20 protein-coding genes are annotated in these 26,085 nt (G+C 56.3%); all 20 read right to left on the minus strand.

The annotated features are described in order from the left end of the window. Positions 1–40: 40 nt before the first annotated feature. Positions 41–1,177 (minus strand): Ger(x)C family spore germination protein, encoded by a 1,137-nt coding sequence (locus tag ABD796_RS19100; RefSeq protein WP_344910548.1) that lies wholly within the window; start codon positions 1,175–1,177, stop codon positions 41–43. Then, the gene (locus ABD796_RS19105; protein WP_344910550.1) at positions 1,174–2,274 is read right to left on the minus strand and encodes a GerAB/ArcD/ProY family transporter; all 1,101 of its coding nucleotides are present in this window, start codon (positions 2,272–2,274) and stop codon (positions 1,174–1,176) included. Before ABD796_RS19105 ends, ABD796_RS19100 begins: the two co-directional genes overlap by 4 nt. A 58-nt stretch (positions 2,275–2,332) precedes the next feature. Next, positions 2,333–3,457 carry a Ger(x)C family spore germination protein gene (locus tag ABD796_RS19110; protein WP_344910551.1) on the minus strand — a complete coding sequence of 375 codons (1,125 nt, stop codon included), beginning with the start codon at positions 3,455–3,457 and terminating at the stop codon, positions 2,333–2,335. Beyond that, the gene (locus ABD796_RS19115) at positions 3,454–4,554 is read right to left on the minus strand and encodes a GerAB/ArcD/ProY family transporter (protein ID WP_344910553.1); all 1,101 of its coding nucleotides are present in this window, start codon (positions 4,552–4,554) and stop codon (positions 3,454–3,456) included. Before ABD796_RS19115 ends, ABD796_RS19110 begins: the two co-directional genes overlap by 4 nt. Then, positions 4,554–6,092 carry a spore germination protein gene (locus tag ABD796_RS19120; RefSeq protein WP_344910556.1) on the minus strand — a complete coding sequence of 513 codons (1,539 nt, stop codon included), beginning with the start codon at positions 6,090–6,092 and terminating at the stop codon, positions 4,554–4,556. The genes ABD796_RS19115 and ABD796_RS19120 overlap by 1 nt, the downstream gene beginning before the upstream one ends. Before the next feature lie 180 nt (positions 6,093–6,272). Beyond that, positions 6,273–7,433 carry a phosphoribosylglycinamide formyltransferase 2 gene (purT, locus tag ABD796_RS19125; protein WP_344910558.1) on the minus strand — a complete coding sequence of 387 codons (1,161 nt, stop codon included), beginning with the start codon at positions 7,431–7,433 and terminating at the stop codon, positions 6,273–6,275. Positions 7,434–7,572: 139 nt separating this feature from the next. Further along, positions 7,573–9,102, minus strand: a complete 1,530-nt coding sequence (locus tag ABD796_RS19130; protein WP_344910560.1) for a sensor histidine kinase — start codon at positions 9,100–9,102, stop codon at positions 7,573–7,575. Between the two features lie 320 nt (positions 9,103–9,422). Then, a complete protein-coding gene (locus ABD796_RS19135; RefSeq protein ID WP_344910562.1) occupies positions 9,423–11,054 on the minus strand; it encodes an extracellular solute-binding protein in 1,632 nt (543 codons plus the stop codon). A 23-nt stretch (positions 11,055–11,077) separates the two neighbouring features. Next, positions 11,078–11,953: a carbohydrate ABC transporter permease gene (locus tag ABD796_RS19140; protein ID WP_344910564.1), complete on the minus strand. Its 876-nt coding sequence runs from the start codon at positions 11,951–11,953 to the stop codon at positions 11,078–11,080. Positions 11,954–11,975: 22 nt separating this feature from the next. Continuing rightward, a complete protein-coding gene (locus tag ABD796_RS19145) occupies positions 11,976–12,929 on the minus strand; it encodes an ABC transporter permease (protein ID WP_344910567.1) in 954 nt (317 codons plus the stop codon). 130 nt (positions 12,930–13,059) lie between these two features. Next, the gene (locus tag ABD796_RS19150) at positions 13,060–14,931 is read right to left on the minus strand and encodes a cache domain-containing sensor histidine kinase (RefSeq protein ID WP_344910570.1); all 1,872 of its coding nucleotides are present in this window, start codon (positions 14,929–14,931) and stop codon (positions 13,060–13,062) included. 21 nt (positions 14,932–14,952) lie between these two features. Further along, complete coding sequence (locus tag ABD796_RS19155) at positions 14,953–15,759, minus strand: response regulator transcription factor (RefSeq protein ID WP_344910572.1); 807 nt, start codon at positions 15,757–15,759, stop codon at positions 14,953–14,955. A gap of 243 nt (positions 15,760–16,002) precedes the next feature. Further along, a complete protein-coding gene (locus ABD796_RS19160) occupies positions 16,003–17,082 on the minus strand; it encodes a MupG family TIM beta-alpha barrel fold protein (protein ID WP_344910574.1) in 1,080 nt (359 codons plus the stop codon). Between the two features lie 47 nt (positions 17,083–17,129). Then, positions 17,130–17,486 carry a Rieske (2Fe-2S) protein gene (locus ABD796_RS19165; protein WP_344910576.1) on the minus strand — a complete coding sequence of 119 codons (357 nt, stop codon included), beginning with the start codon at positions 17,484–17,486 and terminating at the stop codon, positions 17,130–17,132. A gap of 60 nt (positions 17,487–17,546) precedes the next feature. After that, positions 17,547–18,602 (minus strand): amidohydrolase family protein, encoded by a 1,056-nt coding sequence (locus ABD796_RS19170; protein WP_344910578.1) that lies wholly within the window; start codon positions 18,600–18,602, stop codon positions 17,547–17,549. Positions 18,603–18,634: 32 nt separating this feature from the next. After that, on the minus strand, positions 18,635–20,167 hold the full coding sequence (locus tag ABD796_RS19175) for an extracellular solute-binding protein (protein ID WP_344910631.1): 1,533 nt from the start codon (positions 20,165–20,167) through the stop codon (positions 18,635–18,637). 113 nt (positions 20,168–20,280) lie between these two features. Next, entirely contained in the window at positions 20,281–21,141 is an 861-nt protein-coding gene (locus ABD796_RS19180; RefSeq protein WP_344910580.1) for a carbohydrate ABC transporter permease, read from the minus strand. A 10-nt stretch (positions 21,142–21,151) separates the two neighbouring features. Next, positions 21,152–22,063, minus strand: a complete 912-nt coding sequence (locus ABD796_RS19185; RefSeq protein WP_344910582.1) for an ABC transporter permease — start codon at positions 22,061–22,063, stop codon at positions 21,152–21,154. Between the two features lie 226 nt (positions 22,064–22,289). Continuing rightward, positions 22,290–24,560, minus strand: a complete 2,271-nt coding sequence (locus ABD796_RS19190) for a helix-turn-helix domain-containing protein (RefSeq protein WP_344910584.1) — start codon at positions 24,558–24,560, stop codon at positions 22,290–22,292. Between the two features lie 472 nt (positions 24,561–25,032). After that, complete coding sequence (locus ABD796_RS19195; protein ID WP_344910586.1) at positions 25,033–25,950, minus strand: GNAT family N-acetyltransferase; 918 nt, start codon at positions 25,948–25,950, stop codon at positions 25,033–25,035. Between the last annotated feature and the right edge of the window lie 135 nt (positions 25,951–26,085).

Consider the following 26,085-nt stretch of genomic DNA (forward strand, 5'->3'; position numbering starts at 1 on the left):
CTTCCGCCGATGACGCGGGACGCGGACCGGACGGTCTAGCTCACTTCACGGGTCCGGTCGACCCAAGCACCGCGTTTACCGCTATCCGGATGTCCGCGCCGGCCAGCGCCTCCCCCCAGCGGTCCTCCACCTGCTTGTACGGCTCGTACGCATATGCCCGGGCATACAAGCCGAGTCCGATCGGATCGATTCGATGCTGTTTGATTTTGCGCACAAGATCGTTCAACTGGTTGCGCACCTGCTCGGCGATGAAGCTCTTCAACAAGTCGGGTTCGTTCAAATACGGTTCGCGCATCGGAAGCAGAAGCTCCGACAACGTAGCGCGCATGTCGACCCGGATATCGAACTGAAACCGGCCGTCGGAATAGGACGTTTTGACGTTCGCGTTCACGGTTTCCGTCGTAAAGCTCAGCTCGTCCGTATGAAAGGGGCCTTGTTTCGCTTCGCCTGGGACGGCGATCGTCAGACTGACCGGCCGCTTGACTTCATTTTGCAGCATGCGAAGCAAAATCGTCTCCCGGGCATCCAGCGCGGCGGCGTATTTGCCCTGATGATCGAGCAGCGCCATTCCTTGAAGCATCACTTCCCCGTTGACGACGGCGACCTGCGAGATGTAAGGGGTAATGCCTTTCTCCCAGAGCTGCCGGTGCATGTCCTGCAGCGTCGTTTTTACCGTTTCGGAGCGCACGCTTTTGGTATCTACGATTTCCCGCAGCAACAGCGGCAGCATCGGCTGCCCTTTCGTATCGAGGTATATGATTTCGGAAAGCGGTCCGTTGTAGGCGATCACCCTGGGCGTCAACGTATTTCTGGCATCGCGGAAGAAGACGTCCAGCATGCGGAACCAGTCCGCTTGCTGGAGCATCTTTTGGCCGACAAGCACGATCTGCACCTTGCGTCCGTGAATTTTCCCTGCCGAACGGGCATCCTCCTGATCTCTCGCCTCGCGCGATGTCGAAGCCTCGACGACAATTTCGTGAGCTTCGCTGCCGCCGTTCTTATTGAATACCGGATTGCTTATATAGACGAGCATGTTGTTATGTTGATCGATGTCGTAGCCCAGCAGTAAAGGGGAAGTCGTTTCCTCCAAATCGAGCCGGTCGTAGCAGCCGGGAGCCGCGCCGACGGCGGCCGCGATCAGCAGCAGCCGGGCCCATCGCCCCAACCGCTTGTTCATGCGCTTCTCCTCCCTCGGACGCTATGGCAGATCCAGATGTAGACAAGCAAGACGACGGGAAAAGCGCCTTCGCACACGATAGCGACTTGCGCCAAAGAATGTTCCATCCCGTCGGTTTCATTGAAGGTGGGAATGAAAAAAAACGAGCCGATGGCTATTACCGCCCAAAGTATCCGCAGATGATTGCGGTGGTCCGCTTGACCGAACAGCCAGTTGGTGCAGAACACGCCCATATATAGAGCAGGAATCCAGCCCAGGGAGAAGATGAGCAGAAAAAAGGCGATGAACGGCACTTCGACCCGTTCGATAAACTTGAATTCGATCGTTTTCAGCACATTGACGACCGGTTCGTTATACTGCGTTATTTCGTCGGGGCTGAAGTAGACGAAGCAAACGAGCGTCACGAATAAAAAAGCGACCATCGTCAGCGTGTTGGAGAAGACGATGCCGGCGGACGCCAGCCGCTGATGGCGCAGGAACGGGTAAAACAGAAATATCGCTCCGATCCCGGTATAGCACACGAACACCGGCTGCACCGCCGACAGAACGGGCATCCACCCTTCCTTCAAAACCGGTAGTAAATGAAGCCAATGGGCATCCTTGAGCGGGAACAGATAAATCAGCGGGATCCAGAGGGAAATGAATACGACCAGCTCCGCATAACGGCCCAGAATACGCAGTCCGTTGCGGGCGACCGCATAGGTCGGAATGAGCAGCAGCAGCGTCGTGATATACAGCGGCGTTTGCGGCAGAAGCCACAGCTTGATGTACAACACTGTTCTCACAATTCCCGTATAGCCGTAATAAAACATATTGACGGCGAATACGACCGCTGCCGCCTTACCGGCCCACTTCCCCATATAATGCGACAGCAGATCCAGCAATGTGCCGTCCGGATGGTACTTCATCACCTGCACGATGACCAGGCCGGCCGCCGTGGATACGGCCCACCCCAGGACGATGGCCAGCCAGCCGTCCGTGCCGGCCCGTTCCGCCAGCACTTTCGGCAGGGCGAGCAGCCCGACGCTGACCTGCAGGCCGAAGTTGAGAAAAACGAACTGCATGAAGGTGATTTCATTGAACGCATACCGTTTCATCCGCATCCCCCCTTTCCGAAAGTCCGGCCCGTCTCTGCCAGCCGCTGGCGCCCTGCGGTCACTTGACAGGGCCCACGCTACGAATCCGCACCTTTACAGTTACCCCGATATCGGCCTTGGCCAGCTCCGCTCCCCATCGGTCGCTTACTTGCTGATAACGGTCGAAAGCGTAAGCTCTCGCGTAGAGCCCGAGCCCGAGCGGGTCGATTTTATTTACCTGAACCGTCCGGATGACGTTCTGGAACTTCAATTGAAGCTGTTCGGCAATGACCTGTTCCAGCCGCTTCCCCTGCTCCTTTACGTCATACGGGTATAGCCGCTCCGTCAGCGTAATGGGCATGCTGACGTCGATGGCGAACTGGAAGCGATTCTCGCTGTAAGAAGTGCTGATCTTCGTCTTCACCTTCTCCGTCTCGAAGCTGAGCCGGTCGGTATCCAGAATCCCGCTTCGGGCTTCGCCGGGGATGCGGATCGTCAGGCTCACCGGCTGGTCCGCCCGCTTTTGCAAAATTTGCAGCAATACCGTTTCCGGCATATCGAGAGAAGCGGCAAACTTCCCCTTTTTATCGAGCAAGGTCGTTCCATGCAGCACGACATCCTTCTTTTTGTCCAGGATGACGGAAGAGATGTATGGCGTTACTCCTTTCTCGTACATTTGCCGGTCCAGCTCCTGAAAGGTCGTCCGCACCGTCTCCGAATGCGCACTTTTCGTATCGACCATCCAGCGCAGCAGCAGAGGCAGCATCGGCTGGTCGGGCGGATTGATGTCGATAATGTCGGAGAGCGGCCCATTGTAGGCGACCACCCGCTGCGTCAACGGATTTTTCGTATCGCGCAGCAGGACGTCCAACAGCCGGAACCAGTCGTCATGCTCCAGCAGCCGCTGGCCGAGCAGCAAAATCTGCACCTTGCGAAAGCTCAAAAACCCGAGCGTATGTGCTTCCAGCAGCTCTCTCGACTTGCGGATCGTGTCCGCCCGTTGGACGATTACCTGGCTTTGCTTCCCGCCGCGTTTACCGAACACCGGGTTTGTGGAATAGACGATCAGCCGGTTCTGCTGGTCGAGATCGAGGCCGAGCAGAAAACTGGTCGTCTGCTCCTCCATATCGATCCGGTCGTAACAGCCGGATGTCATAAGGGCTGTCCAGACGAGAAGCAGCGCAAGCAGCAGCCTGTTGTTCATGCTCCGCTCCCCCGTTTCATACGGTCGTGCATCCAAACATAAAGCAGCAGGCAGAAGGGGAGCACGTACTCCATACCGAAGCTGATCTTGCCAAGCAACTCGCTCATTTTCTCACTCAAGTCCGAATCCGGCATAAAAAAGAAGCTGCCGACGGCAAACAGCAGCCAAAACAGCAGCAAATGCCCCCGATGATCGCGCTTGCCGAACAGCCAGCTTGTGCAGAACGCGCCAAAATACATAAAAGGAGCCCAGGCAAGGGAGAAAATGATCAAATAGAACGCGATAAACAGCACCTCGATCCGCTCGATAAACTTGAACTCGATCGTTTTCAATACGATAATCGCCGGCTCGCTGTATACCGCAATCCGGTCCGGGCTGAAATAGACGAAGCAGACGATCGTAATGAACAAAAATACGAGCAGAGTCAGCGTGTTCGCAATCGCTACTCCCGCCATCGCATGCCGCTTGTCCTTCAAGAACGGGTACCAAATAAACGTGCTCGCAAAGCCGGCGAAAAAATAAAACGTGGACGGCACCGCCGCGAAGACCGGTCCCGCGCCAGCCTTGAATAAGGGCAGCAGATGAAGCCAGTGAGCTTCCTTGAGCGGAAACAGGTAAGCGATCGGAATCCACAGCGAAAGCAGAAAGACGATTTCCGCATACCGCGTCAATACGCGGAGACCGCTCCGCGCCAGCATGCCCGTCGGAATAAGCAATAGCAGCATAATGACGGACGCGGGCGTCTGCGGTAGCAGCCACGCTTTCGCCGTAAGCACCGAATAGACGAGACACGAATAAGCGATATAAAAGTAATAGACAGCCAGCAGCGCGCCTCCCGCCATACCCGCCCATTTGCCGAAATACGCTGCAATCAAATCCGGCAAGGTGCCGTCCGGGTACCGCTTCATCAATTGGATGATGATCAGGCTTGCCGTCACTGCAACGGCCCAGCCCATAACGAGGGAGATCCAGCCGTCGGTACCCGCCGCCTCCGCCAATGCCTGAGGCAAAGCCAGAAAGCCGACGCTCACTTGAATGCCGGTAATGAGCAAGATGGATTGGACAAAGCCGATCTCGTTAAACGCATACTTTTTCATTACCCGTCTCCTTCCGGATGGTTGGAGCCCTGCCTTTTCAACTGAGTAGGCCTGGCGCTGACCGGCCTTTTCTTCATTTGCCATAACGGCAGGCGGAGCAGCGCGTCCTTCCAATCGGCAAACCGCATCGGAGCGAATGGGGTGCCGTACGGCGTACCGAGCGATTCGAGCGCGATCAGATGACCGATCAGCGTCATCAAGCCGACGATAATGCCGACAATGCCGAACAGCGAGGCGGCCGCCATCATGACGAAGCGAATCAGCCTGACCGCGGCCACCATATCGTAATTGGGCAATATGAACGAGGCAATCGCCGTAAACGCCACGACAATAACCATAATGTTGCTGACCAGACCGGCCTGCACGATCGCCTGGCCGATGACGATGCCGCCTACGATCCCTACCGTTTGCCCGACAGGAGCGGGAAGCCGCACCCCCGCCTCGCGCATCATTTCCAGCGTGATCTCCATTAAAATCGCTTCCACGAACGGCGGGAACGGGACGCGTCCCCGCGAATCCCCGATCGTAATAAGCAGCTTGACCGGAATCGTCTCGAAATTGTACGAAGTGATAGCGATATAAGCCGCCGGCAAAAAAACGGCGATAAAAAAGGCAAACATGCGCAGCAGCCGGATAAAGGTGGCGATCGACCAGCGCGTGCTGTAGTCGTCGACGTTTTGGAAAAACGAGGTGAACGTAGCCGGCGCCACCAGCACGCTAGGGCTCCGGTCCACGACGACGACGATTCGGCCTTGCAGAATTTGCGAGGCGGCAGCATCCGGACGTTCGGTCAGGATGAATTGCGGGAACGGGGAAAACGGATTGTCCTCGATCAGCTCCGCCAGCTCTCCCGTATTGATAATAACATCGATCTCGAGCCGACGGATGCGATCGGTCAGCTCTTGCAGCAGCTCCGGATGGACGACGTCTGCCAGGTATAGAACGGAGATTTTCGTATGCCCCCGCTGCCCGACCGAAATTTCCGTAATTTTCAGCTCGCGGTTCGGAATATACCGCCGAAGCATGGCGATATTTTGACTTCCTGTCTCCACAAACCCTTGATGCGCACCTTTTAATGAAGCTTCGAGCTGCGGGTCCTCGATCGCCCGTTGCGGCCAGCCTCTCGTATCGAGTGCGTACGCTTCCTGGCGGCCTGCAACCAGCAGGACGCTGCTGCCCTGAAGGATGGCCATCTCGATCTGCGGCCAACTGTATAGAGGATGAACGCGCCCGACCGTCACTGTCAAACCGTCGGTGATATCGCCCCTGACCGAATCGAGCTGAAGCGGCCGCAGCACGTCGTTATTGATCGAGTTTTTGTCCGTCAGCCCATCCAGATAAACGAGTGCGGCCGGCTCTCCGCTTTGTTTAATGATCAAATGCCGTATATTCAAATCGGGGGTTTCCGTGAAGATCGACTTCAGGTGCACGACATTCGCGGCCAGATCGCCGCCGATCAAATCGCCGTCCTGATGTTTGTCGGGACGCTGCGGCTGCGACGTCCGGTATTTCTTTTTGCCAAACCATCCCGCCCACATCGTACTCACCCCGGCATTTCAGCATTGTGACGCACCCCTTAATGTCCCCAGCGTTTGCCAGCTTATGCAAACAACAGAAAAAGAGGCAATCCCCAGTCACCTGTCGTGACGGGTGGAATGCCCCTTGCTCCGATCCGGGACGTGCCCGGCGTATAAGATTGAATCGAATGCGTGGTTAAATTACGCTTCCTCGACGGAAAGCTTGTCCAAAGCCAGCTTCGCCCGCTCGCGGGCTTCTTCGACCGAACCGGCCGTCGACAGCGCGACTGCCATCCGTCGGCCCGTCTTCGTGACCGGCTTGCCGAATACGCGCACCTGCGTATAAGGGACGGACAGCGCTTCGCCGATTCCGGCGATCCGGTAATGCTCCAGCTCGCGGTCGGCCTTCAGCGGCCGGCTCGCTCCGGGCGTCGTCAAAGCGATTTCCGGTATCGGAAAGCCAAGAATGGCGCGGACATGAATCGCAAATTCGGATATATTTTGCGTCACAAGTGTAACAAGTCCGGTATCGTGCGGACGCGGCGAAACTTCGCTGAAATACACCCGGTCCTCCGTCAGAAACAGCTCGACGCCGAATAGCCCGTATCCGCCCAGCTCGTCCGTAATCGTCTTGGCGATATGCTTCGCTTCCTCGAGCTGATGATCGGTCATCGCGTGCGGCTGCCACGATTCGATGTAATCGCCGCTCTCCTGAACGTGCCCGATCGGGGCGCAGAAGCTCGTACCACTTACCGACCGGACCGTCAGCAGCGTAATCTCCGACTGGAAGCGGATAAACTCCTCGATAATGACCCTTCCATTCTGCACGCGTCCGCCTTCCATGGCTATGTTCCAGCAGCGCTCGATATCCTGCTCTTCGCGGCATACGCTTTGCCCCTTGCCCGACGAGCTCATGAGCGGTTTAACGACGCACGGGAAGCCGGTTTCGTTGACGGCTTGCACGAATTCTTCGTATGTATCGGCGAATTTGTAGCCGGCCGTGGGCAGTCCCAACTTCTCCGAAGCGAGCCGGCGGATACCCTCGCGGTCCATCGTCAGCTTCGCCGCCCTGGCGGTAGGAATGACGCGATGCCCTTTCTCCTCCAGCTTCACGAGCTCGGACGTCGCCAGCGCCTCGATCTCCGGCACGATCAGATCCGGCTTCTCCCGTTCGATAATCTCCCGCAGCCGCTCTGCGTCAAGCATGTCGATCACATAGCTGCGATGGGCGACCTGCATGGCCGGCGCATGATCGTAACGGTCGACTGCGACCGTCTCCACGCCAAGCCGCTGCGCCTCGATAATGACCTCTTTCCCCAACTCGCCCGAACCCAACAGCAGCATTTTCTTCGTATGCCACATTGATGTCGTCCCCCGCTTCACCCGAATAATCGTTCACAATTGCCCGATCCGGCGCGCGTTCTTGAGAGAGCGTCGCCGAATTTCCCCGCATCCCAGCGTAACACAGCGCTTTTGGGGAACGCAAGAGCGTCGGACTCCTTTATTCGGGCGGCGCTCCCGCTGGCAGCGTGACGGTCACCGTCGTTCCTTCACCGGCTTGGCTGTCCATGCGGATCGTGCCGCCGTGCATGTCGACGATTTTTTTGACGATCGCCAGCCCCAGGCCGCTGCCGCCCTCGGAACGGCTGCGTGACTTGTCGGCTTTGAAAAACCGCTCGAATACGTGGAGCCGGTCTTCCTCCGACAGGCCGATACCCGTATCGGACACTGTGACCGTCCAGGCTCCCCTCGCTTCCGCGATGCCGATGCGGATCGTGCCGCCCTCGGGCGTGAACTTGACGGCATTGTGCAGCAGATTCATCCATACCTGGCTCATTAAATCCTCGTCGGCCACAAGCTCGCACGGCTCCAGCTCGATGTCCATTTCCAGCTTTTTGGATTCCCACTGCGGTTCGCACGCTAGCACGATACGGCGAATCTGCTTGTCGAGCCGATAGCGTTTCCGTTCGAACGGATGGCGCGCGGAATCTAGCGATGTCAGCTTGAGCAGGTTGTCGCTCAGCCGGGAAAGCCGGTCCGTTTCCGTCTCGATGATCGACAAATAGTCGTCTCGTGCTTCGCGGGACAGATCGGAGCTGCGCAGCGCACGGGCAAATCCGCCGATGGACGTAAGCGGTGACTGGATTTCATGGGAAACGTTGGATACGAATTCCTGCCGCATCCATTCGATCTTCTTCAGCCCGGAGGCCATATCGTTGATCGATTGGGTCAAGTAGACGAGGTCGTTATGGTTGCCGCCATCCCGGCGCTCTCGTCGCGGCTTGCGGTTCCCGCGCGGCTTTCGCACCTTGCGTCCCTGCACCGTGTCTATATCGAGATGGACGTTGAAATCCCCCTTGGAAATTCGATTCAGCGCCCCGATAATCGTCGTCCAAGTGCGGATCCGCTGCGGCGTTCCGTGTGCGAAAGCGATGATGCCGAGAATGAGCAAAATACCATTGAGGATCAGCTGCGGCGTCAGCTGCTTGACGAATCCGTGAAAGAAGCCCGGCGCTTCCCCTTGAACGAATAAGGCGTACGATGCCTCCCCATTCCGTACGGGCCGTGCGACCGTTGCCACCCCGCTCCGGAACGGGTTGGGACGGTTCAGCAGACGGATCGTCTCGCCTTCCCGCACCTGCCGCAGCTCCGACTCGCCGATTTCTTCAACGGACAGAGGAACCGGTTCGTTTCCGTACCACCGCTCTTTCCCCGCCGGATCGATCCACCCCGCGCGGACGCCCATCGTAACCGCAAGCCGTTCCATCAAGCTGTCCGACTGCCCCCCTGCTTCTTCCCGGACCGAGGCTAACGTATTCAATTCTTCGAGCAGATCGCTCCAGACCACCTCCTTATCCCCGCGGCTATGCAGGAAGGAGGAAGCCGTATAGGCAATCATCCACACCCCGTAGAACATGAGGAACAACATGAACACATACGGCGCGACTTTATACCAGGGCGGCCTCTTCATCAATAAATCGATTGTGGATGCCGGCTCACCGGCGGCCTTGCGCTTGCGGTCCGTACTCATGGCGCCACCGCCCGCCGGGGACGATTCACGGCTGCGGTGCGGTGCCCTCTGCACCCGTGTGAACCGTATGCGGCAATGCGTAGTTCGATCATCGCTGTTCTTCCCTTCATGTAAGTAAGCTTTGCTTGGCGGTTTACGCTTTATTTATAGCATACACCACCGCCGCCAAGTTAGACGATCGGCGATGCGGGTGTGGCTGCGAGTTTCTACTTCCTACTATAGAACGGCTTTATGAACCCAATATGAACGCGTGGCCCGATCATGCCAAAAACGCCCTCGTCACCGCTTGGTCGGCGGGAACGAAGGCGTCCTCGAAACGATTACTTACCCTGCTTTTGCTTAAACGAATCTTCCAGCTCCTTGATGATTTGATCGCCGCCCTGACTCTTCCATTTCGCCACGAACTCGTCGAACTTCTTCAGATCGGCGCCCATAATAATCTGCGTGAACGTCGAGTCGCGGAACGTGTTTAGCTCCTTCAATCTGGCGATCTTCGTCGGGGACGTCAAATAGTTGGAAGCATCCTGTATCTGGTATTTGTTAGTAATCGCCACACCGAGCGCTTGCTGCTGACGGAGCGGCGTCGCTTCCAAATAACGCGGCCAGCCGTTCAGACCGGGCGCCCACGTATAGCTTTGGATGCCGTGGAAGTTGCCATCCTTGTCCGTTTGCGTTTTTTGATCGATATGGTCGGTGACCTGCTTGATTTTGCCGTTCTCGATTTTGTAATCAACGCCCTCGATGCCCCAGACCGACAGCATCTGGTTTTCCATCGTCAGCCCTTTGTCGAGAATAGCCAGCAGTCGCTTCGGATCCTTGGTTTTGGCGCTGATCGCGAACACTTGCCCGAACGGGGCGCCTTGCGGAGCGACATACGTGCCGTTAGTGCCCGTGATCGCGTCGGCTAGCGTCAAATATTTGTAAGGCAGCGCCGACTGGTCGGGCAGCTTCTCGTCTTTGCCGAGCTTGCCCGCCTTTTTCGATTCGAACGTTTCGATTTGCGTATCGTAGTCGTTGGCCGTCGACCACCAGCCCATCCACGAGAACAGCTTGCCGGCGTACAGCTTGTCGCGCAGCTGCTCTTCTTTCAAGGTCGCGAACTCTTTATCGATCAAGCCGTCGGCATACATCTTCTGCAAATACGCCAGCGCGTCCTTCATTCTCGGGTCGATATCGAAGTTGCTGAACTTGCCGTCCTTCTGCGTAAAATACCCCGGCGTCACGCCGAAGGCGCCGAAAATATGGTCAAATGAATTGTTCGCGTACTTCACCTCGCCGATTTGCGACGTATAACCTCCGAGAGGAATGATGTCCGGCTTCGCTTCCTTGATTTTTTTCAGCGCCGCATAGTAATCGTCCAGCGTCTTCGGCGTTTGCAGGCTGAGCGACTGGAGGTAGTCGGTGCGCATGACGATGTTCCACCGGTAACCCGAGCCCGGTCCGCCGGCATACGGTATACCGTACAGCTTGCCGCCAAGCTTCGCCTGCTCGAGCACCGCCGCCGGCACTTCCTTGGCAATATTCGGCGTGTCCTTCTCATTGATCAGCGAGGTCAGATCGACAAATGCCCCCTGAACCGCATATTTCTGGAAATCGTCGGCAAAATCGATTCGTACGACGTTGGGCACGTCGTCGCTGGACATCTTCAGATTCAGCTTCGTCTTGTACTGCTGGTTGTCGACCAACTCGACGTTGAATTTGACATTAAGCGCTTTCTCAACAGCGGCTTTTATGACGTCTTTGTTCGGATCGTACGGCTTGGAGACGTCGATCTGACGGAGCCACTTGATCTCGTAGGGCTCTTCCTTCTTGGGCTCCGAGCCGTTCGCCGCATTGCCCTGCGGCGCGGGAGTCGCTGTCTTGGGGTCGTCTTTGGAGCAGGCGGCCAGCGCGACGGAGCTTGCGAGCAGAACGGACACGGCGGCGTAAGGCCATTTTTTGGCGGATTGCATGCAAAAGACCTCCTTTTTCTTTGTCAACCTTTAATGGAGCCGACCATCATGCCTTGCTGGAAATATTTTTGCACGAACGGATACAGCACGAGCATCGGCAGCGCAACGATTATGATGCAGGCCATCTGGATGCCGATTGTCGGCGGCGGAGTCGTCCCGGCCGCTTCCAGCAGCTCCGGAGGCAAGCTCGAATTGGCGATGATCGTCCGCAGCACGAGCTGCACCGGCGCCTTGTGCCAATCCGAAACATACAGCAGCGCGTTGAAGAAGTCGTTCCAGTACGTCACCATGTACATGAGCCCGATCGTCGTCAGCGCCGGCCGCGACAGCGGCAGCACGATTTGCCAGAAGATGCGGAACTCCGAAGCGCCGTCGATCGAAGCCGATTCCCGCAAGCTTTCGGGCAGCGACTCGAAAAACGTTTTCATGATAACCATGAGGAAAGCGCTAAACGCCATAATGAGAATAAGCACGATGTTCGTATTCAGCAGACCGAGCTGCTTGACGGTAATGTACAGCGGAATCGTGCCGCCCCTGAAAAACATCGTGAGCACGAAAAACAGCAAAATCCATCTCCGCCCGGGCAAGCGCTTTTCCGCCAGCGCATAAGCGGCCGTCGTCGTCAGCAGCAGCGCCAGAGCGACGCCTCCCGCCGTATTGCGGATCGTCGTGCCGTACGCCTTGTACAGCATCGAGCCTTCCTGCAGCAGGTAGCGGTAATATTCCAGACTGAATTGCTTCGGAAACAAGATAAAACCATTGCTGTCGATAAAATCCGTATACGGCGTGACCGACACGACCAGCACGTACCAGAACGGCAGTACGATAATCAGAGTAATAATCGTCAAAATCGTATAGTTCAACCCGACGAATACGTTTTCATTCCATGTTGTTTTCATTCGTTGTCCGCCCCTTTCTTGCTCACAAAATGCCCGAGTCGCCGTTGATCCGTTTGGCGATGGCATTCGTCAGCAGAACGAGCGTCAAGCCGATGACGCCTTTGATCGTGTCGGCCGCAGTAGCCAGACTGACGTTGAACTGCTCGATCCCCATCCGGTAAATGTACGTATCGAGAATATCGCCGACCTCGTACACGATCGGATTGTACAGGTTCAGCACCTGATCGACGCCGGCGCTCATGATGAAGCCTACGCGCAAAATGAACAGGACGACGATCGTGGTGGCGATGCCGGGAAGCGTAATCTTGAGCATCCGCTGAAACCGCGAAGCTCCGTCCACGATAGCCGCTTCGTACGTTTCCGGGTTGATGCCCCCGATAGCGGCGATGTACACGATGGCTGCCCAGCCCATCTCCTTCATCGCGTCGGAGACGACGAGAATGCCGCGGAACAGATCCGGTTCGGCCAGAAAGTAAATTTCCTTGCCGCCCAGCCAGTTGATAATCCGGTTGACGATACCCGTCTGCGGCGACAGCAGAATCGTGATCAGACCGCCGTACACGACCCACGAGACAAAGCGTGGCAAGTAGACGGCCGTTTGCAGCGTCTTGCGGTACCAGGCGATGCGGATTTCGCTCAGCGCCAAGGCGAGCGCAATCGGACAGATGAAGCCGCTGACCATTTTGTACAGGTTGATAATAATCGTGTTCTTGAGCGCCGAGACGAACATGTCGGAGGCAAACAGCTGTTTGAAATGCGTCAGCCCCGCCCAGGTGCTGCCCGAGATACCCTTCACATAGTTGTAATCGAGAAAAGCGACGCTTACGCCGTAGATGGGCAAGTAATCGAAAATGAAAACCCATACGGCCGCCGGCAGCAGCATCAGGTACAATAGCCGGAATTTCCATAACCGCGCCCAGACGGGTCTCATACCTGCCCGTACCGGCGCGGCCGCAACGTTGGCAGCCGGTTCCACTCGCACTCCTCCGTTCTCTTGATGTCTATTTGTCTATTCAGCCTCGCATCGCCGGCCGGCGCTTTACGAAAAGGCTTACATCTTTAGCATATAAAATCAGAGCCCCGGAATAAACCGGGGCATCGGACGATTAACCCGGGGAAAAATCGGATGCCGATTTCCCCGGCCAAGCGAGCGGCAGACGGACATGCACGCAAGTACCGCTATCTGCGGGCATGTAGCGAAGCCCATACCGGTCGCCGCAATACAGCTTGATGCGCCGTTCTACGTTGCGAACGCCCAGCCCGGACGTCTGCGCCGGCAGCTCCGTCTCGGACGCGCTCCCCGCCTCCGGCTCCTCTCCTGCCAGCAGCCGGTTCATCCGCTCCGCATCGGCCCCGCAGCCGTTGTCGTGCACTTCGATCAGCAGGTCTCCGTCATCCCGCTCCACCCGAATCTCGATACGCCGGTTCGTCCGCTGCTGTCGGAAACCGTGCACCATGCTGTTCTCGACCAACGGCTGAAGCACGAAATGAATAACCGGTTCTGCGGACAGCGATTCGTCCGCCTGGATGTTGTAGAGGAGCTCTCCGTTCATCATCGCTTGAATTTCCAAATAGCTGGATACTTGCTTCAGCTCGTCGCGGAGCGCGATCACCTGCTGGCCCTTGTTCAGCCCGAACCGTAGCACGGTGGCGAGCAGACGGGCGATGCGGCTGATGTCCCGGTCTCCGGCGTCGAGCGCCTTGCAGTTGATCATATCCAGTGTATTGTACAAAAAGTGCGGATTGATCTGGGCATGCAGCAGGTCCAGCTGAAGCTGCTTCTGGGCGATGTCCCGGACGTACACTTCCTCGATCAGTCCATTCAGCCTCGCGATCATGTTGGCGAAGCCGCGTCCCAGCAAATCGACCTCGTCGATATAGGCCGGCTCCAGCCGTGCCGGGGGCTGCAGCTCACCCAGCTCCACCCGCTTCATCAGCGAAGCGAGCCGCGTTACCGGAACGGTCACTTTAGCGGCCACGCGCCGGATAAGCAGCGTCGTCACGACGATGCCGAGCAGGCTGACTCCGACCGCTATGGCGGCCACGACGGCGGTGTAGTCCGCAAGACGGCTTTCTGGAACGATGGAGATCAGCTTCCAGCCGTTATCGTATTCCCCCCAAGCGATAAACGTCTGCTCCCCGTCGATCTTCCGCGTCAGCAGCCCTTGTCCTTCTCCTTGCGCCTGACCGTTCATGCCTGCGGTGAAAGAGTCCGGCAGCGTGCGTCCGAACGGATAGCTGGTGCCGTAGACGACCCGGTTCTGCTCGTCCGCCAGCACGAATTCTCCTTGCAGAAGGCCGACCTGATTCAGGACGCCGCGTATGTTGTTCAGGGCGTAGCCGACGACGACATAACCGAGCTCGCGTCCGTCCTTGGCGCTCACCTTGCGTTTGGCCACGTAAATGTGCCCGCCTATTCCGTCCGCATTGCCCGGTTCCGCCCACCATACCATCGGGTTGCCCGATTCGGACAGCTTGCGGTACCAGTCCTTGTCCTTTACGTCGTCATTCTTGTAAATGCCGTTGACCGTGGCGAAACGGTCCGTCGCCAAATCGTACAGGCCGCTGCCTGCTCCCACAATAACGGTCACGACGTACGAAATTTGCGCCTGGCTCCGCGGATCGACCTCGTTCAGTAGCGACATGAGCGAGATGTTCTCGAACTCGGTGAACAGGTCGTAATAGTCGGAAACTGCATCCGCTTTGGAGGCGTACCGTTTCTCAAGCAAATTCTCGATTTCCCGGCTTGATATAATAAAGCTTGGAATATTTTTCAAGCTATTGAACTGATACCACAAGCTCCGGTACACATAATTCGTCGACTGTCGCACCGACTTCTCCGTCTGGTCGTTCTGAATCCAGACGATCACGACGCTGGACAGCACGGCGAGCAGGCAAACCAGCGCGACGATGATGAATGTCACCGGCATCGCGATTTTCTGATAAAGCCTTGCCGAGCGATTGCGCGTTTTTGCCACGGTAATCCCCGCCCTTCTCGATCAAAGCGTCCGGTTCCGATACTCCGACGGCGTGCAGCCGTGATGCCGCTTGAAGCTGATCCGAAAATGGTCGTGGTCGGCGTAGCCAATCCGCTCGCATACCTCGTACACCTTCATGTCGGGGTCCTGCAGCAGCCGGGCCGCCAGCTCCATCTTCTGCGCGATAATATAGTGATTGATCGTCGTGCCCACCGTTTCTTTGAAGATCGAATTAGCGTATTTCTCGCTCAGATTCGCTTCGTCGGCCACCTGCTGAAGCGACAGCGTGCCGCTCGCGAGGTTTGACTTGACGTAGTTCAGCATCCGCTCGACGACCTTGGCATGCTTCATGCTGCCCGACAGCGCCGTCATGGAAGGCTCGCCGTCGGCTACGTTGGGCAGATGCGCCTTGACGATCTGCTTCGCCCGCTGCAGTTCGTCCCGCTGCTCGCGTTCCTGGACGATCGAACGAACGGTCCGGGCGACGACGGCGGTCAGCTCGTCGATGTCCAGCGGCTTCAGCACGTATTCGACTACGCCGAGCTTGATCGCTTCCTGAGCGTACTGAAACTCGCTCAAACCGGACAAAATGATGCATTTCGTATCAGGAAAACGGGCCTTCACCCGCCGGATCAACTCGATGCCATCCATCATCGCCATGCCGATATCGGTGACGAGCACGTCCGGCGGCGCCGCTTCCATTCGCTCCAGCGCCTGCTCCCCGTCCTCCGATACCCCCGCTATTTCCAGCCCGAGCCCGGACCAGTCGATATGACGGACCAGCGTCTCCCTGACGATCTTGACGTCTTCCACGATATGCGCTTTCATGCGGCGCAGCCCCCCTTCGAATTCGGACCGACAACATCGGCATTCCCAGTATAGCGCCAAACCCCTCCGCCGCACAGCGTTCTTTTGTTCCAACCGCGCGGGCAAGCGGGAGCATCTCGGACTTCGAAAAAAGAGACGCGAAAAAGCTGCCGACCTTTCGATCGACAGCTTTTTCGTTCGGCTATTGTTGTCCCAATCCCTCGGCACGGCGCTTTCGCGTTCGGTCACGGCCAATCGGCCGCCTCAGTCGATCGCGACAAAGGCATACCGCATTCCCGAGCCGATGTGCCGAAGCAGCGGGCGATCCTCGGGAATAACCCGGCCGAGCACGTTCACCCTCTCGTCGGCGGGCAGATCGGTGCGCGTGACCTGCACTTCCCCGAAATAGCGGATGTAGCGCGTATTGTCCATCGTAACCGAGCCGAGCGGACGTTCGAACGTATTCCGGGGAACCGGATCGAAGCCGCGCTCCCTTACGAACGGCTTGCTGATCGGCGAGCGAATGACCAGCTCCGCGGCGTCCCATGGGCTCGTATGCACGTCCGCCAGCAGCGGCTCCAGCTCCGGGGGAAGCGGATCGATCCATTTCACCCGAAGCGGAATCAGACCGGAGACGACATGACTGACCGCCGTCCACTCTTTCTCATTCGGACCCGGATCGCCGAAATAGACGATATCCGTCAGCCCTTCCGCTATCAGCTCGGCAGCGGCTTCGGCAGCCCGCAAGCGCCGGTGCGCCTCGACCGTCGGCAGCCCTTCGTGCAGCGGTCCCCGCGGCTCTGTCAAAGACGGGACAAACCCGCCCGTGGCAATGCAGAATTCGCGGAACATCCGGTTTTGGCGGCGGTAGAAGTCGATGGTAACTCCCGTTTCCCGCCGGGGGTAAAAGTTATGCACGGCGATCAGGCGGCTCAGTTCCACGCCCTCCTTCTCCAGCCTTCGCACATCGTCGCGGTTCATCGAACCCGCATTGATCTGGAACGTAAACTGCTCCGCTCGAAGGATACGCATCGTCTCCTCCATCGTAAAGCCGTGGTCGAGCCGGATGATCTCGATGCCGAGCTTCGCGAGCGGAGCCAAGTGCTCCGGATCGGCGTCGAACTGCGCCAGCGACGCCCGACTCACGTCGGCCGCGATACGCATTCCGGCTTGCGCGGCGCGCTCCAGCAGCCGGCGAACCTCCCGCCAGTCGTCCACGCTCGCCTCGGGCAGGTGCAGCGAAGTAAATAGATGCCTGCAGCCGACGCGAATCGCTTCGTCCAGCTGACGGTTCGCCTCCGCTATGCCAAGCGTCGGATAGATCGATTGTCCCAATTCCGCCAAGCGCTACCGTCTCCTCTCCGTAATCTATCTCCAGGTCTGTGTTGTATCTAGCTCCCGATCACGATTCCTACTTTGCCGTCGCACACTTCCACCTTGTAGCTGCGCGTGCGGACCTTGTCGCTGAACAGCGACTTTCCCGTCTTGATGTCGAACTCCCAGCCGTGCCACGGGCAGCGAACGATCTCTCCCTTGCGGCCGAACTGATAGGCGAATACGTCGGACGGCAAATTCGTGCCGCATATGGCGCCCGCACACAACGGAGCACCCAGGTGCGGGCAATGGTTATGGATGGCGTAATACTGCTCATCCAACCGGTAAACGCCGATTTCCCGGCCCTCCACGTTCACGACGACATGGCCGCCCTCCGGAATATCGCCAACATTCATTACGAAATGAACCGGCATGGCTTTCGTTCCGCCCTCCTTCTGAAAATCTGAATGGCGCCGCCGGCTTTTGCGCTGGTTTTACAGCTTATACAGCGCCTTCGCGTTTTCGTACAAGATTTTCCGTTTTGCTTCCGGCTTCAGCTTCTTGAGTATTTGCGTCGGCGGATCGAAGTCCCAGTGCGGGTAGTCGCTGGAGAACAGGATGATGTTCTCGGCGTCGATCATGTTGAACAAGTCGATCAAATGCTGCGGATTGTCCGGCTCCTCGATCGGCTGCGTCGACAAATAACAGTGGTCGCGAATATATTCGCTCGGCAGACGGGTCAGCCAAGGCACCGTGGAACGGAGTGCCTTGTAGTTTTTGTCGAGCCTCCACATGAGGCCCGGCAGCCAGGCGATGCCTCCTTCGATAAGCACGACTTTGAGGTTCGGAAACTTCACGAACACGCCTTCGCACACCATGCTGACCAGATGGGTCATGAACATTTGCGACAAGCACGTGTGCCATTCGATATAACGCGACGGGTACCCGGCGGCGGTCGGGGGAGTCGAGCTCCCCGCCCCTTCCGCTCCCGGATGGATCGCGAGCGGCAAACCGTTGCGCTCGCACGCCTCGTAAATCGGATGATAATAGCGCTGGCCGAGCGGCATCCGCGCCGCGCTGGAAATGATGACCTCGACGATGTCGGGATGGCCGCCGATCCGGTCGATTTCTTTCGCCGCCAAATAGGGGTCCTGCGTGGCGACGGCCATCGCGCCTTTGAACTTTTTGCTTTTGCCGAGCCATTCGGCTATCAAATAATCGTTGTAGGCCGAGCAGACCGCTGCGGCGAAGTCCGCGTCGTGGGTCGCCGAAATGTTGTACATGACGCCCGTCAATATCGCGTACTCCATGTCGAATTCCTCGACAAGCTGCTTGAGCATGAAGTCGGGGTCCGAGCCGGCTTTGCCTCCCCCCGGCGGAACCGAATCCCTCCGCAGAACGCCGACCGGCGAATAATAGCCGGATCCCGCCATGCCGATGCCGCTCGCCGCCACCCGGCTTTTCCACGGCTCGGGCAAATAAGGGACGAACGCGGAATCGTTTTGTTCGTTGTGGACGTCCACATCGATTACTTTATATATTTCGGACATGCGAAGCTCCTCCTTGCGCCGCTGCTTGCGGATTACTTGCCGTACGTGCGTTTGTAGGCGGTGTTGTACATGTTCAGCAGATCGTCGGAGCCGAGCTTTTTCGCTTGGTCGATAAATTGCGCGTACGTCGTGTCGTTGATCGGCGTTTTGCCCGTAACGAACTCGGTCATTTTTTGCTCCAGAAACTTCGTCAAGTTGTTCAGCTTCGACTTTTCCAGCTCCAGCTCTTCTTTCGTTTTGACGCTGGCTTTAGGAGCCGGGACGATGAACGGCGCATATTTCGTGTTAATCGCCTTCATTTTGTCGCTTGCGCTTCGTTCCCAAGCTTCGCGCGACAGGGCATTGTTCAGGTTGATCATGTCATACCATACGCCGAAATCGCGGCGGAGCGGAACGTAAGGCGTATCGCCGAATTCCTTCATGAATAGCGGCTTGCCGTTATCGAGCGTATACGACTTGCCTTGAATGCCGAGCGCCAAATAGTTCGTGCCTTCCTCGCTGAGCAGGTAATCGAGGAATTGAACGGCGCGGTCCTTATCCTTCACCTTAGCCGAGATGGCGCGGCCGGACGAACCTACGACGGCGCGGGAGTACAAATAGTTTTTGACGCCCGGCGCTACGACCGGCGCGATGGCGTCCAGCTCGTAATCCGCCGGAGCCCCCGCTTTCTTGGCGCTATCCGTCAGCGTGGCGAGGTTCGCTTTCCAGTAGAAGGAAACGAGCGCCTTGCCTTTCATCATCCGCTCTTCCCATTGCGGACCGGTCAGGAACGGATATTCCGGATCGAGCAGCTTTTCGTTGTACAGCTTGTTCATATAGACGATGGCGTCTTTATAGCCGTTTTCGTAAGGAGCGAATGCGTATTTGTCGGTTTGCGGATTCAGGTTGTAGAAGCCGGAGATGCCCGTAAACATGTTGCCCATTACCGTATACAGGCCGACATCCCCATTGACCGCCGCCGGAGAGTACGGATAGGCGTCCGGGTATTTCTCCTTGAGCGCTTTCAAATATTGATACAATTCGTCTGGATTCGTCGGCTCCTTCAGATTGACTTTGCTGACCAGGTCTTTCCGCGCCAGCCACACGAAGTTGAAGCCTTTGCCTTCGGCGTCGCCCTCGAGCACGGGAACGGTATACAAGCCTCCGTCCGATCCGGTCGCCTGCGCCTTTGCTTCCGGATATTTGTCGTAAAACTTTTTCAGATTGGGAGCTTTATCCAAATAGTCCTTCAGGTTGAGGAACACTTTCTCCGGTCCGTTGTCGCGGCCTTCCTGCGTGGATACTTGGATGAAGTCGGTCACCGAATTGGTGGCGATCATAATTTGCCGCTTTTCCGTGAGACCTTCTTGGCTGACAACCTGGAAGTCGACTTTAACGCCCGTTTTCGCCTCGATTTCCTTGAAAATGTCCCAGTCGGAGCGGATTTTGCCTTCGGTGCGGTCGTAAGCGAGCCATGTAAACGTAATCGGCTTTTTGTCCACGGCCGTAGTGCCGGTTTTGCCCGCATCGCCGGCGGCTGGCTGATCTTTCGTGCCGGAGCAGCCGACGACAAGGCCGCCGAGCATGACCGTGGCAACAATTGTGGCAAACGTTTTTTTCACTTGATCTGCCTCCCTTTGATCAAACAAATTTGTGTATATGTTGCAGCGTCCTTCCCCCGAACCGGGGTGAAACGCGGCTAACCTTTGATACCGCCGATCATCGTGCCCTGAACGAAATATTTCTGGATGAACGGGTAGATGCACAGAATCGGCAAGGTCGCTACCATAATCATCGCGTACTTCATCGTCTGCAGCTGGCTGGCGTCGCTCTCGGACGTAATTTTCGCGCCCGCTACGAGAATGTTGCGAAGCATGATCTGCAGAGGATACAGGCTGCGGTCGTTCAAGTAAATCAAGGCGTCGAAGAAGGCGTTCCATTGACCGACGGCCGTATACAGGCCGATCGTGGCCATAACGGGAAGCGACAGCGGCAGGACGATCCGGATCAGCACCTGCAAATACCCGCAGCCGTCGATCGTAGCCGCATCCTCCAGCTCCTCGGGCAAACCTTCGAAAAACGTCCGCATGATGAACAGGTGCCACGTGCTGATCAAGGTCGGCAGCACGATTGCCCAGATCGAATTGAGCAGCCCGAGCTTTTGCACGACGAGAAACGTCGGAATCAAGCCGCCGCTGAACAGCATCGTAAAGGCGGCCATCAACAGCACGATTTTGCGGCCGGGGAGCCATTTTTTCGCCAGCGGATAAGCCATGGCCGAGGTGACGAGCAGGGTCAGCACCGTATGAACGACCGTATAGCGGATCGTATTCCAGTAACTCCTCCATACGTCCGAATTTGCAATAATTTCTTTATAGGCGTGCAGCGTAACGTCTTTCGGAAACAGCAGCACTTTGCCGCTGGCGACCATCGCGTCGGAGCTGATGGACGAGGAGAAGACGTAGACCATCGGATACATCATCACAATGACAAACGCGATCATGATCAGCACATTGACCGCATCGAACAGCTTGGAGCCGAAGCTTTCTTTGATTTGCATGCGAATCACCTCACCATAGGCTCGTATCGGAGTATTTGCGGACAATGCGGTTCGCCGTGACCACGAGAAGGAAGCCGATTGCCGACTGGAATAAGCCTACGGCGGTTGCGAAGCTGAAGTCCGCGTCCAGCACGCCTCTCCGATAAACGAATGTGTTGATGACGTCGGACGTTTCGTAGTTCATCGAGTTGTACAGCAGCAATATTTTTTGAAAGCCGACTTCCATGAAGTGGCCGAGATTGAGCACGAGCAAGATGATCATGACTGGGACCATGCCGATGAACGTAATGTGGCGAATTTGCTGGAACCGGTTCGCTCCGTCCATTTTCGCCGCCTCGTACAGCGTCGGGTCGACGCCGGCAATGGCCGCCAAATACAAGATCGTCCCCCAGCCTACGCCCTGCCATATTTCCGATCCGACATAAATCGTCCGGAACCACTCGGGCAAACCAAGAAACATAATCGGCTCGATGCCGAACCATTTGACGAGCAAAAAGTTGACGATCCCGGTCGACGGAGACAAAAACGTAACCAATATACCGGCAATGACGACCGTCGATAAAAAGTGCGGCATGTAGCTCACCGACTGCACAAACCGTTTAAACCATTTGAACCGGAGCTCGTGGAACAAAACGGCCAAAACGATCGGCGCCGGAAATTGAAGCAGCAGTCCGTAGATATTCAGCATGATCGTATTGCGGATCAGCTTCCATGCATCGGGCGTGTTGACGAAAAATTCGTGGAAATGTTTCAAGCCGACAAATTTGCTGCCCATAATGCCCCTGCCGATCGAAAAATCTTGAAACGCGATAATGATGCCGTACATGGGCGCATACTTGAAAATCAAGTAGTACAAGATGCCGGGAAGCATCAGAAAATAAAGCGCTTTATACTTTTTCAGCACATACCAAGAACGGGCCATCTAGTCTCACACCTTTCAGCTTTCTGCAAGCGATTTCATTTCCGTCAATTCCTGTTCGCTCGTTCTTGCCCCAACTATACGGTCAGGCGACACAAGACGTAAAGCGCGCATATTTTGGCGGTGTCGCCATTATTGCGTGGGCCGCAAAACCGCGCAGCGGCCCGGGTTGGCCGGAAAAAAAAGAGACTTCCGAAAAAACGAAGTCTCGACTTGCGGCAAACTTTGCTCAAGGGGCGGAACTGTAAAGGGTCCGGTATTTGGCCGGCGTAACCCCCTCGTATTTGCGGAAAATGGGAATGAACGAGTTCCGCCCCCAATACCCCACTTTTTCGGCGATTTCATCGATTTTCAAATCCGTCTCGAGCAAGTATTGCTTCGCCTTATCCATCCGTACTTTGGCAATGTACTCCACGTATTTCTCGCCGACCTCTCCCTTGAACGTACGGCTGAAATGCCCGACCGACATGTTCATTTGCTGGGCGAAGCGCTCGATCGACAGCTCCTCGGCGTAATGCCGGTGAATGTAAGCGAGAATTTCGGCGAACGGCCGGGTCCGGTCGTGCGGCTGCCTCGGCCGGAACATCAGCTCGTGAATGTCGCGGAACGTTTGCCGGATTTCGTCCACGGTTACGCAGCGGCTGAGCCTATCGAACAGCTTCGAATAGAAGGCGATGCTGAAATCGGTTTTCTCGTATTCCGCCGCCCGAATCCATGTATTCAGCACGTCCGAGCACAAATATTTCATTTCGCTCGCACGCGCGTGCTTGCCCGCATCGAGCAGAGCGTACGTCGATTGCAGCAGGCTGTCGTACTCGCGCGATTTGCACAGATTGAAGATGCGGTTCACTTCCTGCACCGACAGGAAGCTGTCCCAGCCGGATCGGTCCTCGCGTTCGCGTTCCTCGCCGCAAATTTCCACTTCGGGGAGCATACCTTTGTACCGGAGCATGGACAAGGCATGGTCGTACGAGGCAGGCAGCTCTTGAATCGACCCCACCGTCCGGCCTATGCCGATCGTCGCCTTGTAGAAGGGTGCAAATGGCTGCAAGCAAAGCTTGATCCGCTCCGCCGCTTCCTTGGACCCTATGTCGGAATGCGGAGCGTGGTGCAGCACGCACGCCAAAATATCGGATTTCGTATGGCTGAGCCAGATCGCCATACCCGGAAACGCTTTGCGGATACTATCCCTCAGTTCGGCCAGCAGGAACGATTTGGACGTCTCCGTCTGCCCTTCCTGAACGCGCGAATAATAGTGGAATTCGATGCACAGCACCGTACGGTTTGCAGTCGGATCGTAATCGAAGTCGATTTCCTTCGCGCACGCCGTCAGCGCGGCCTCATCCTGAAATTCCCCAAGCAGCAGCTTCCCGACGAAATGCTCCTGCACCATCGGAACCATTCCGCTGACAAGACGCGACAGTTGGTTGTTCTCCGAGATGAGCATGCCGGAAAACCGCTTGATGACGTCGAAATCGTTCGCTTCCCGCTTCACCGTCGCTTCGGGCTGACGATACGTGGCGAATCCTCTTTTGATTTCGAGTATCGGGGCGTACAGCCTTCGGCTCAAATAATACGATACGCCGCTGCCGAGTACGAGAAAGAAGCCAAGAAAGACGAGCGACAGCATGCGGATCATGCGCGCAGGCTGCAGCAGCTTGTCGAGATCGACTACGCTGACGTACCGCCACGAATCGTTAAACGACGACGGAATCGACGATACCGCCTTTTTATTATCGATGCCCGCGCCGGCCGCCATGGCGCCGCTCTGCACGATCGGACGCCCTTCTCCATCGGTAATCGCCGCTCCGATTATCCAGTCTTCGCTATTGCTGATTTGCTCGCGAAGCGTATCCTGCTTCACATCGAGTACGAGATAAACGTCCGGATCGGCGGAATTGAACGGATAGCTCATGACGGTTGATATGACGGTATGAGGGGATGCCGAGGTGTCCGGAGAGATCGGGCTTACGTCGACCCGGTACGCTTTCGTAAAATACATCGTTTTTTTACCGGTCAGATGAAGGAACAGATTGTCGCGCTCCGATGGAGCGATCGGGTATTTGTAGCGGAAATAATATTCTTTGCCGGAGTCCGTCTTGGAATCGATCACGAGGTCGTATTTCGCCAAATAGATATAGGCGTTCGAGACGAGATCGTCGACCATGATTTTGTCCAGCTGGTCCATCAGCGAGTGAAGCCACTCGTTGCGCTGCTGATTTTCCGGGGAATCGCCGGCGACCTGGAGGAAGCTTCGCAGCGTGGAATCGCTCAGCACGCGAATCATATCGGTTTGTATGGAAGAGAAAGCGTTGTCAATTTGCTCCGAGCTGTTCCTCATCACGATGTCGTTTCGGTCTCTCGCATCATCCTCGATCAGACGGACAACGAATATGTACGTAAACGTAATCGCGACAATAACGGGAATAAGGAACAATACAAAATATTTGGCGAAGAACTGCCAAAACAATGCAATACGAGGCTTGTGAAAGCGTATCATACGAGCTCGTCACCTTCCTTCTTTACGCGTAACCGTCGGCTGGTCCGCATTTTCATTATAGTAACCGCTTACAAATACAATGTATAAAAATTATATCACCTTGAAATATTATTTCAACAGTTCTGGACTGACTGCGTAATATTTGTTTGTGTAAACTATATTGTATAACAAGTTAGTTGTCACGAAGAGAGGGGATTGCTTGTTTTGAAGGAGAGAGCTATGGGTATGAAATAGTGGAGAAATTAAATAGCGCGGATTTTACTTCTTCGGGAGGTCCAACGAAAAAAATAATATTCCTTAGCAGGAAAAGGAAAAGAGGAAATAGAGGAGTTTAAGCGCGATGGAGCGATATCTCAAGCAGTGTAAGCAGCTTTCCTATTGCAACCCTATAATGACGGCGGAGGCGGCGACGATCGGTTCGATGCAAGCCCCCGGATAACCGCCGTGACCGCCCTGGCCTCCTTCGTTCAACTTATTGCGGCTTCGGCTCCCCGCTCCGGTCCATAACCATCAAATATTGCTCGTAACGGGTTTCGAAACCCGCCACTTTCAGCATATCGATCACTTCCGGATTGGCAGTAGACAAGTTAGCCGTGCTGCGCGTGCATGCCCGGTCAAGCGGCCCGTAGACGCTCCTCAGCGCAAAAGCGAACAGAGCGTCGCGATCCTCTCTTCCGGGAGCTGGCTCGCATTGAAGTAAGTTTGCCGTCTCCATATTCCCTTGCTTGTCGAAGGTTCGGCTAAACAAAGCATATGCCGCCGCTTCGCCGAACTGATCGCGCACGATCAGCGCTTCCCCGTTCTTGATGTTATGCCACATGCATTCCCAAGCGGCCACATCCCGATAGAAATCGAGCTCCGCCGCAGCCGAAGCTTTGCCGTATTCCGCCTGCAGCCCCGGTGATGAATCCGGCACCGGGAAGCTTTGTTCATCCAGCGTGCCCTTGTGCACCAGTCCGATTATCCGGTCGGTTTTGCTAAAACCGCCGCTTTCATAGGCCGAAATCGCATGCTCATTCCGGCAAACGACCTCCAAAATCGCGCAATCGACACCTTCTTCCGCAAAAACCCGCTGCGCCTCGCGCATCAACGCCTTGGCGATTCCTTTGCCGCGATACTCCGGGGCTACCCCGGTTCCTCCGTTCCAGGCCCATTTGCGGCCGTCGACGATCTTCGTCGCGATAAATACGAAGCCTGCGGGATCGTCGCAAACGAACGCGGCTACCGACAGCTCGGGCTTGATGGAGTTCGCCGCAAAGCTGTTTAACAGTTGTTCCATAGTTCTTGTCATATCTGAATAATAGCCGGTGAAGCCGCGGTTCCACAGTGACAACGCTTCGTCGAACGTACAAGCGTTCAGCCTCCTGTATTGGATCGTTTCATTCCCCATGAGAACACCTCAATATTAAAAAGAATGTGCTTCAACATCAAATCTTTATACGTTATTCGACCTGCCTGCCGTAAATCCTGCCCAACAGCTTCGCCGCATACTGTACGAACTGCTCGCCGATTCCCGGGGTTATCC

It is taken from the genome of Paenibacillus hodogayensis (genome assembly GCF_039536325.1).
Taxonomy (GTDB): Bacteria; Bacillota; Bacilli; order Paenibacillales; family NBRC-103111; genus Paenibacillus_AB; species Paenibacillus_AB hodogayensis.

What these genes read in the sequence shown, in the direction of transcription:
- ABD796_RS19140 (WP_344910564.1), bottom strand. Translation starts at nt 11,953, where the DNA reads ATGAAAACAACATGGAATGAAAACGTATTCGTCGGGTTGAACTATACG.
- ABD796_RS19105 (WP_344910550.1), bottom strand. Translation starts at nt 2,274, where the DNA reads ATGAAACGGTATGCGTTCAATGAAATCACCTTCATGCAGTTCGTTTTT.
- ABD796_RS19195 (WP_344910586.1), bottom strand. Translation starts at nt 25,950, where the DNA reads ATGGGGAATGAAACGATCCAATACAGGAGGCTGAACGCTTGTACGTTC.
- ABD796_RS19180 (WP_344910580.1), bottom strand. Translation starts at nt 21,141, where the DNA reads ATGCAAATCAAAGAAAGCTTCGGCTCCAAGCTGTTCGATGCGGTCAAT.
- ABD796_RS19130 (WP_344910560.1), bottom strand. Translation starts at nt 9,102, where the DNA reads ATGAGTACGGACCGCAAGCGCAAGGCCGCCGGTGAGCCGGCATCCACA.
- ABD796_RS19175 (WP_344910631.1), bottom strand. Translation starts at nt 20,167, where the DNA reads ATGCTCGGCGGCCTTGTCGTCGGCTGCTCCGGCACGAAAGATCAGCCA.
- ABD796_RS19165 (WP_344910576.1), bottom strand. Translation starts at nt 17,486, where the DNA reads ATGCCGGTTCATTTCGTAATGAATGTTGGCGATATTCCGGAGGGCGGC.
- ABD796_RS19115 (WP_344910553.1), bottom strand. Translation starts at nt 4,554, where the DNA reads ATGAAAAAGTATGCGTTTAACGAGATCGGCTTTGTCCAATCCATCTTG.
- ABD796_RS19170 (WP_344910578.1), bottom strand. Translation starts at nt 18,602, where the DNA reads ATGTCCGAAATATATAAAGTAATCGATGTGGACGTCCACAACGAACAA.
- ABD796_RS19155 (WP_344910572.1), bottom strand. Translation starts at nt 15,759, where the DNA reads ATGAAAGCGCATATCGTGGAAGACGTCAAGATCGTCAGGGAGACGCTG.
- ABD796_RS19135 (WP_344910562.1), bottom strand. Translation starts at nt 11,054, where the DNA reads ATGCAATCCGCCAAAAAATGGCCTTACGCCGCCGTGTCCGTTCTGCTC.
- purT (WP_344910558.1), bottom strand. Translation starts at nt 7,433, where the DNA reads ATGTGGCATACGAAGAAAATGCTGCTGTTGGGTTCGGGCGAGTTGGGG.
- ABD796_RS19190 (WP_344910584.1), bottom strand. Translation starts at nt 24,560, where the DNA reads ATGATACGCTTTCACAAGCCTCGTATTGCATTGTTTTGGCAGTTCTTC.
- ABD796_RS19110 (WP_344910551.1), bottom strand. Translation starts at nt 3,457, where the DNA reads ATGAACAACAGGCTGCTGCTTGCGCTGCTTCTCGTCTGGACAGCCCTT.
- ABD796_RS19185 (WP_344910582.1), bottom strand. Translation starts at nt 22,063, where the DNA reads ATGGCCCGTTCTTGGTATGTGCTGAAAAAGTATAAAGCGCTTTATTTT.
- ABD796_RS19120 (WP_344910556.1), bottom strand. Translation starts at nt 6,092, where the DNA reads ATGTGGGCGGGATGGTTTGGCAAAAAGAAATACCGGACGTCGCAGCCG.
- ABD796_RS19100 (WP_344910548.1), bottom strand. Translation starts at nt 1,177, where the DNA reads ATGAACAAGCGGTTGGGGCGATGGGCCCGGCTGCTGCTGATCGCGGCC.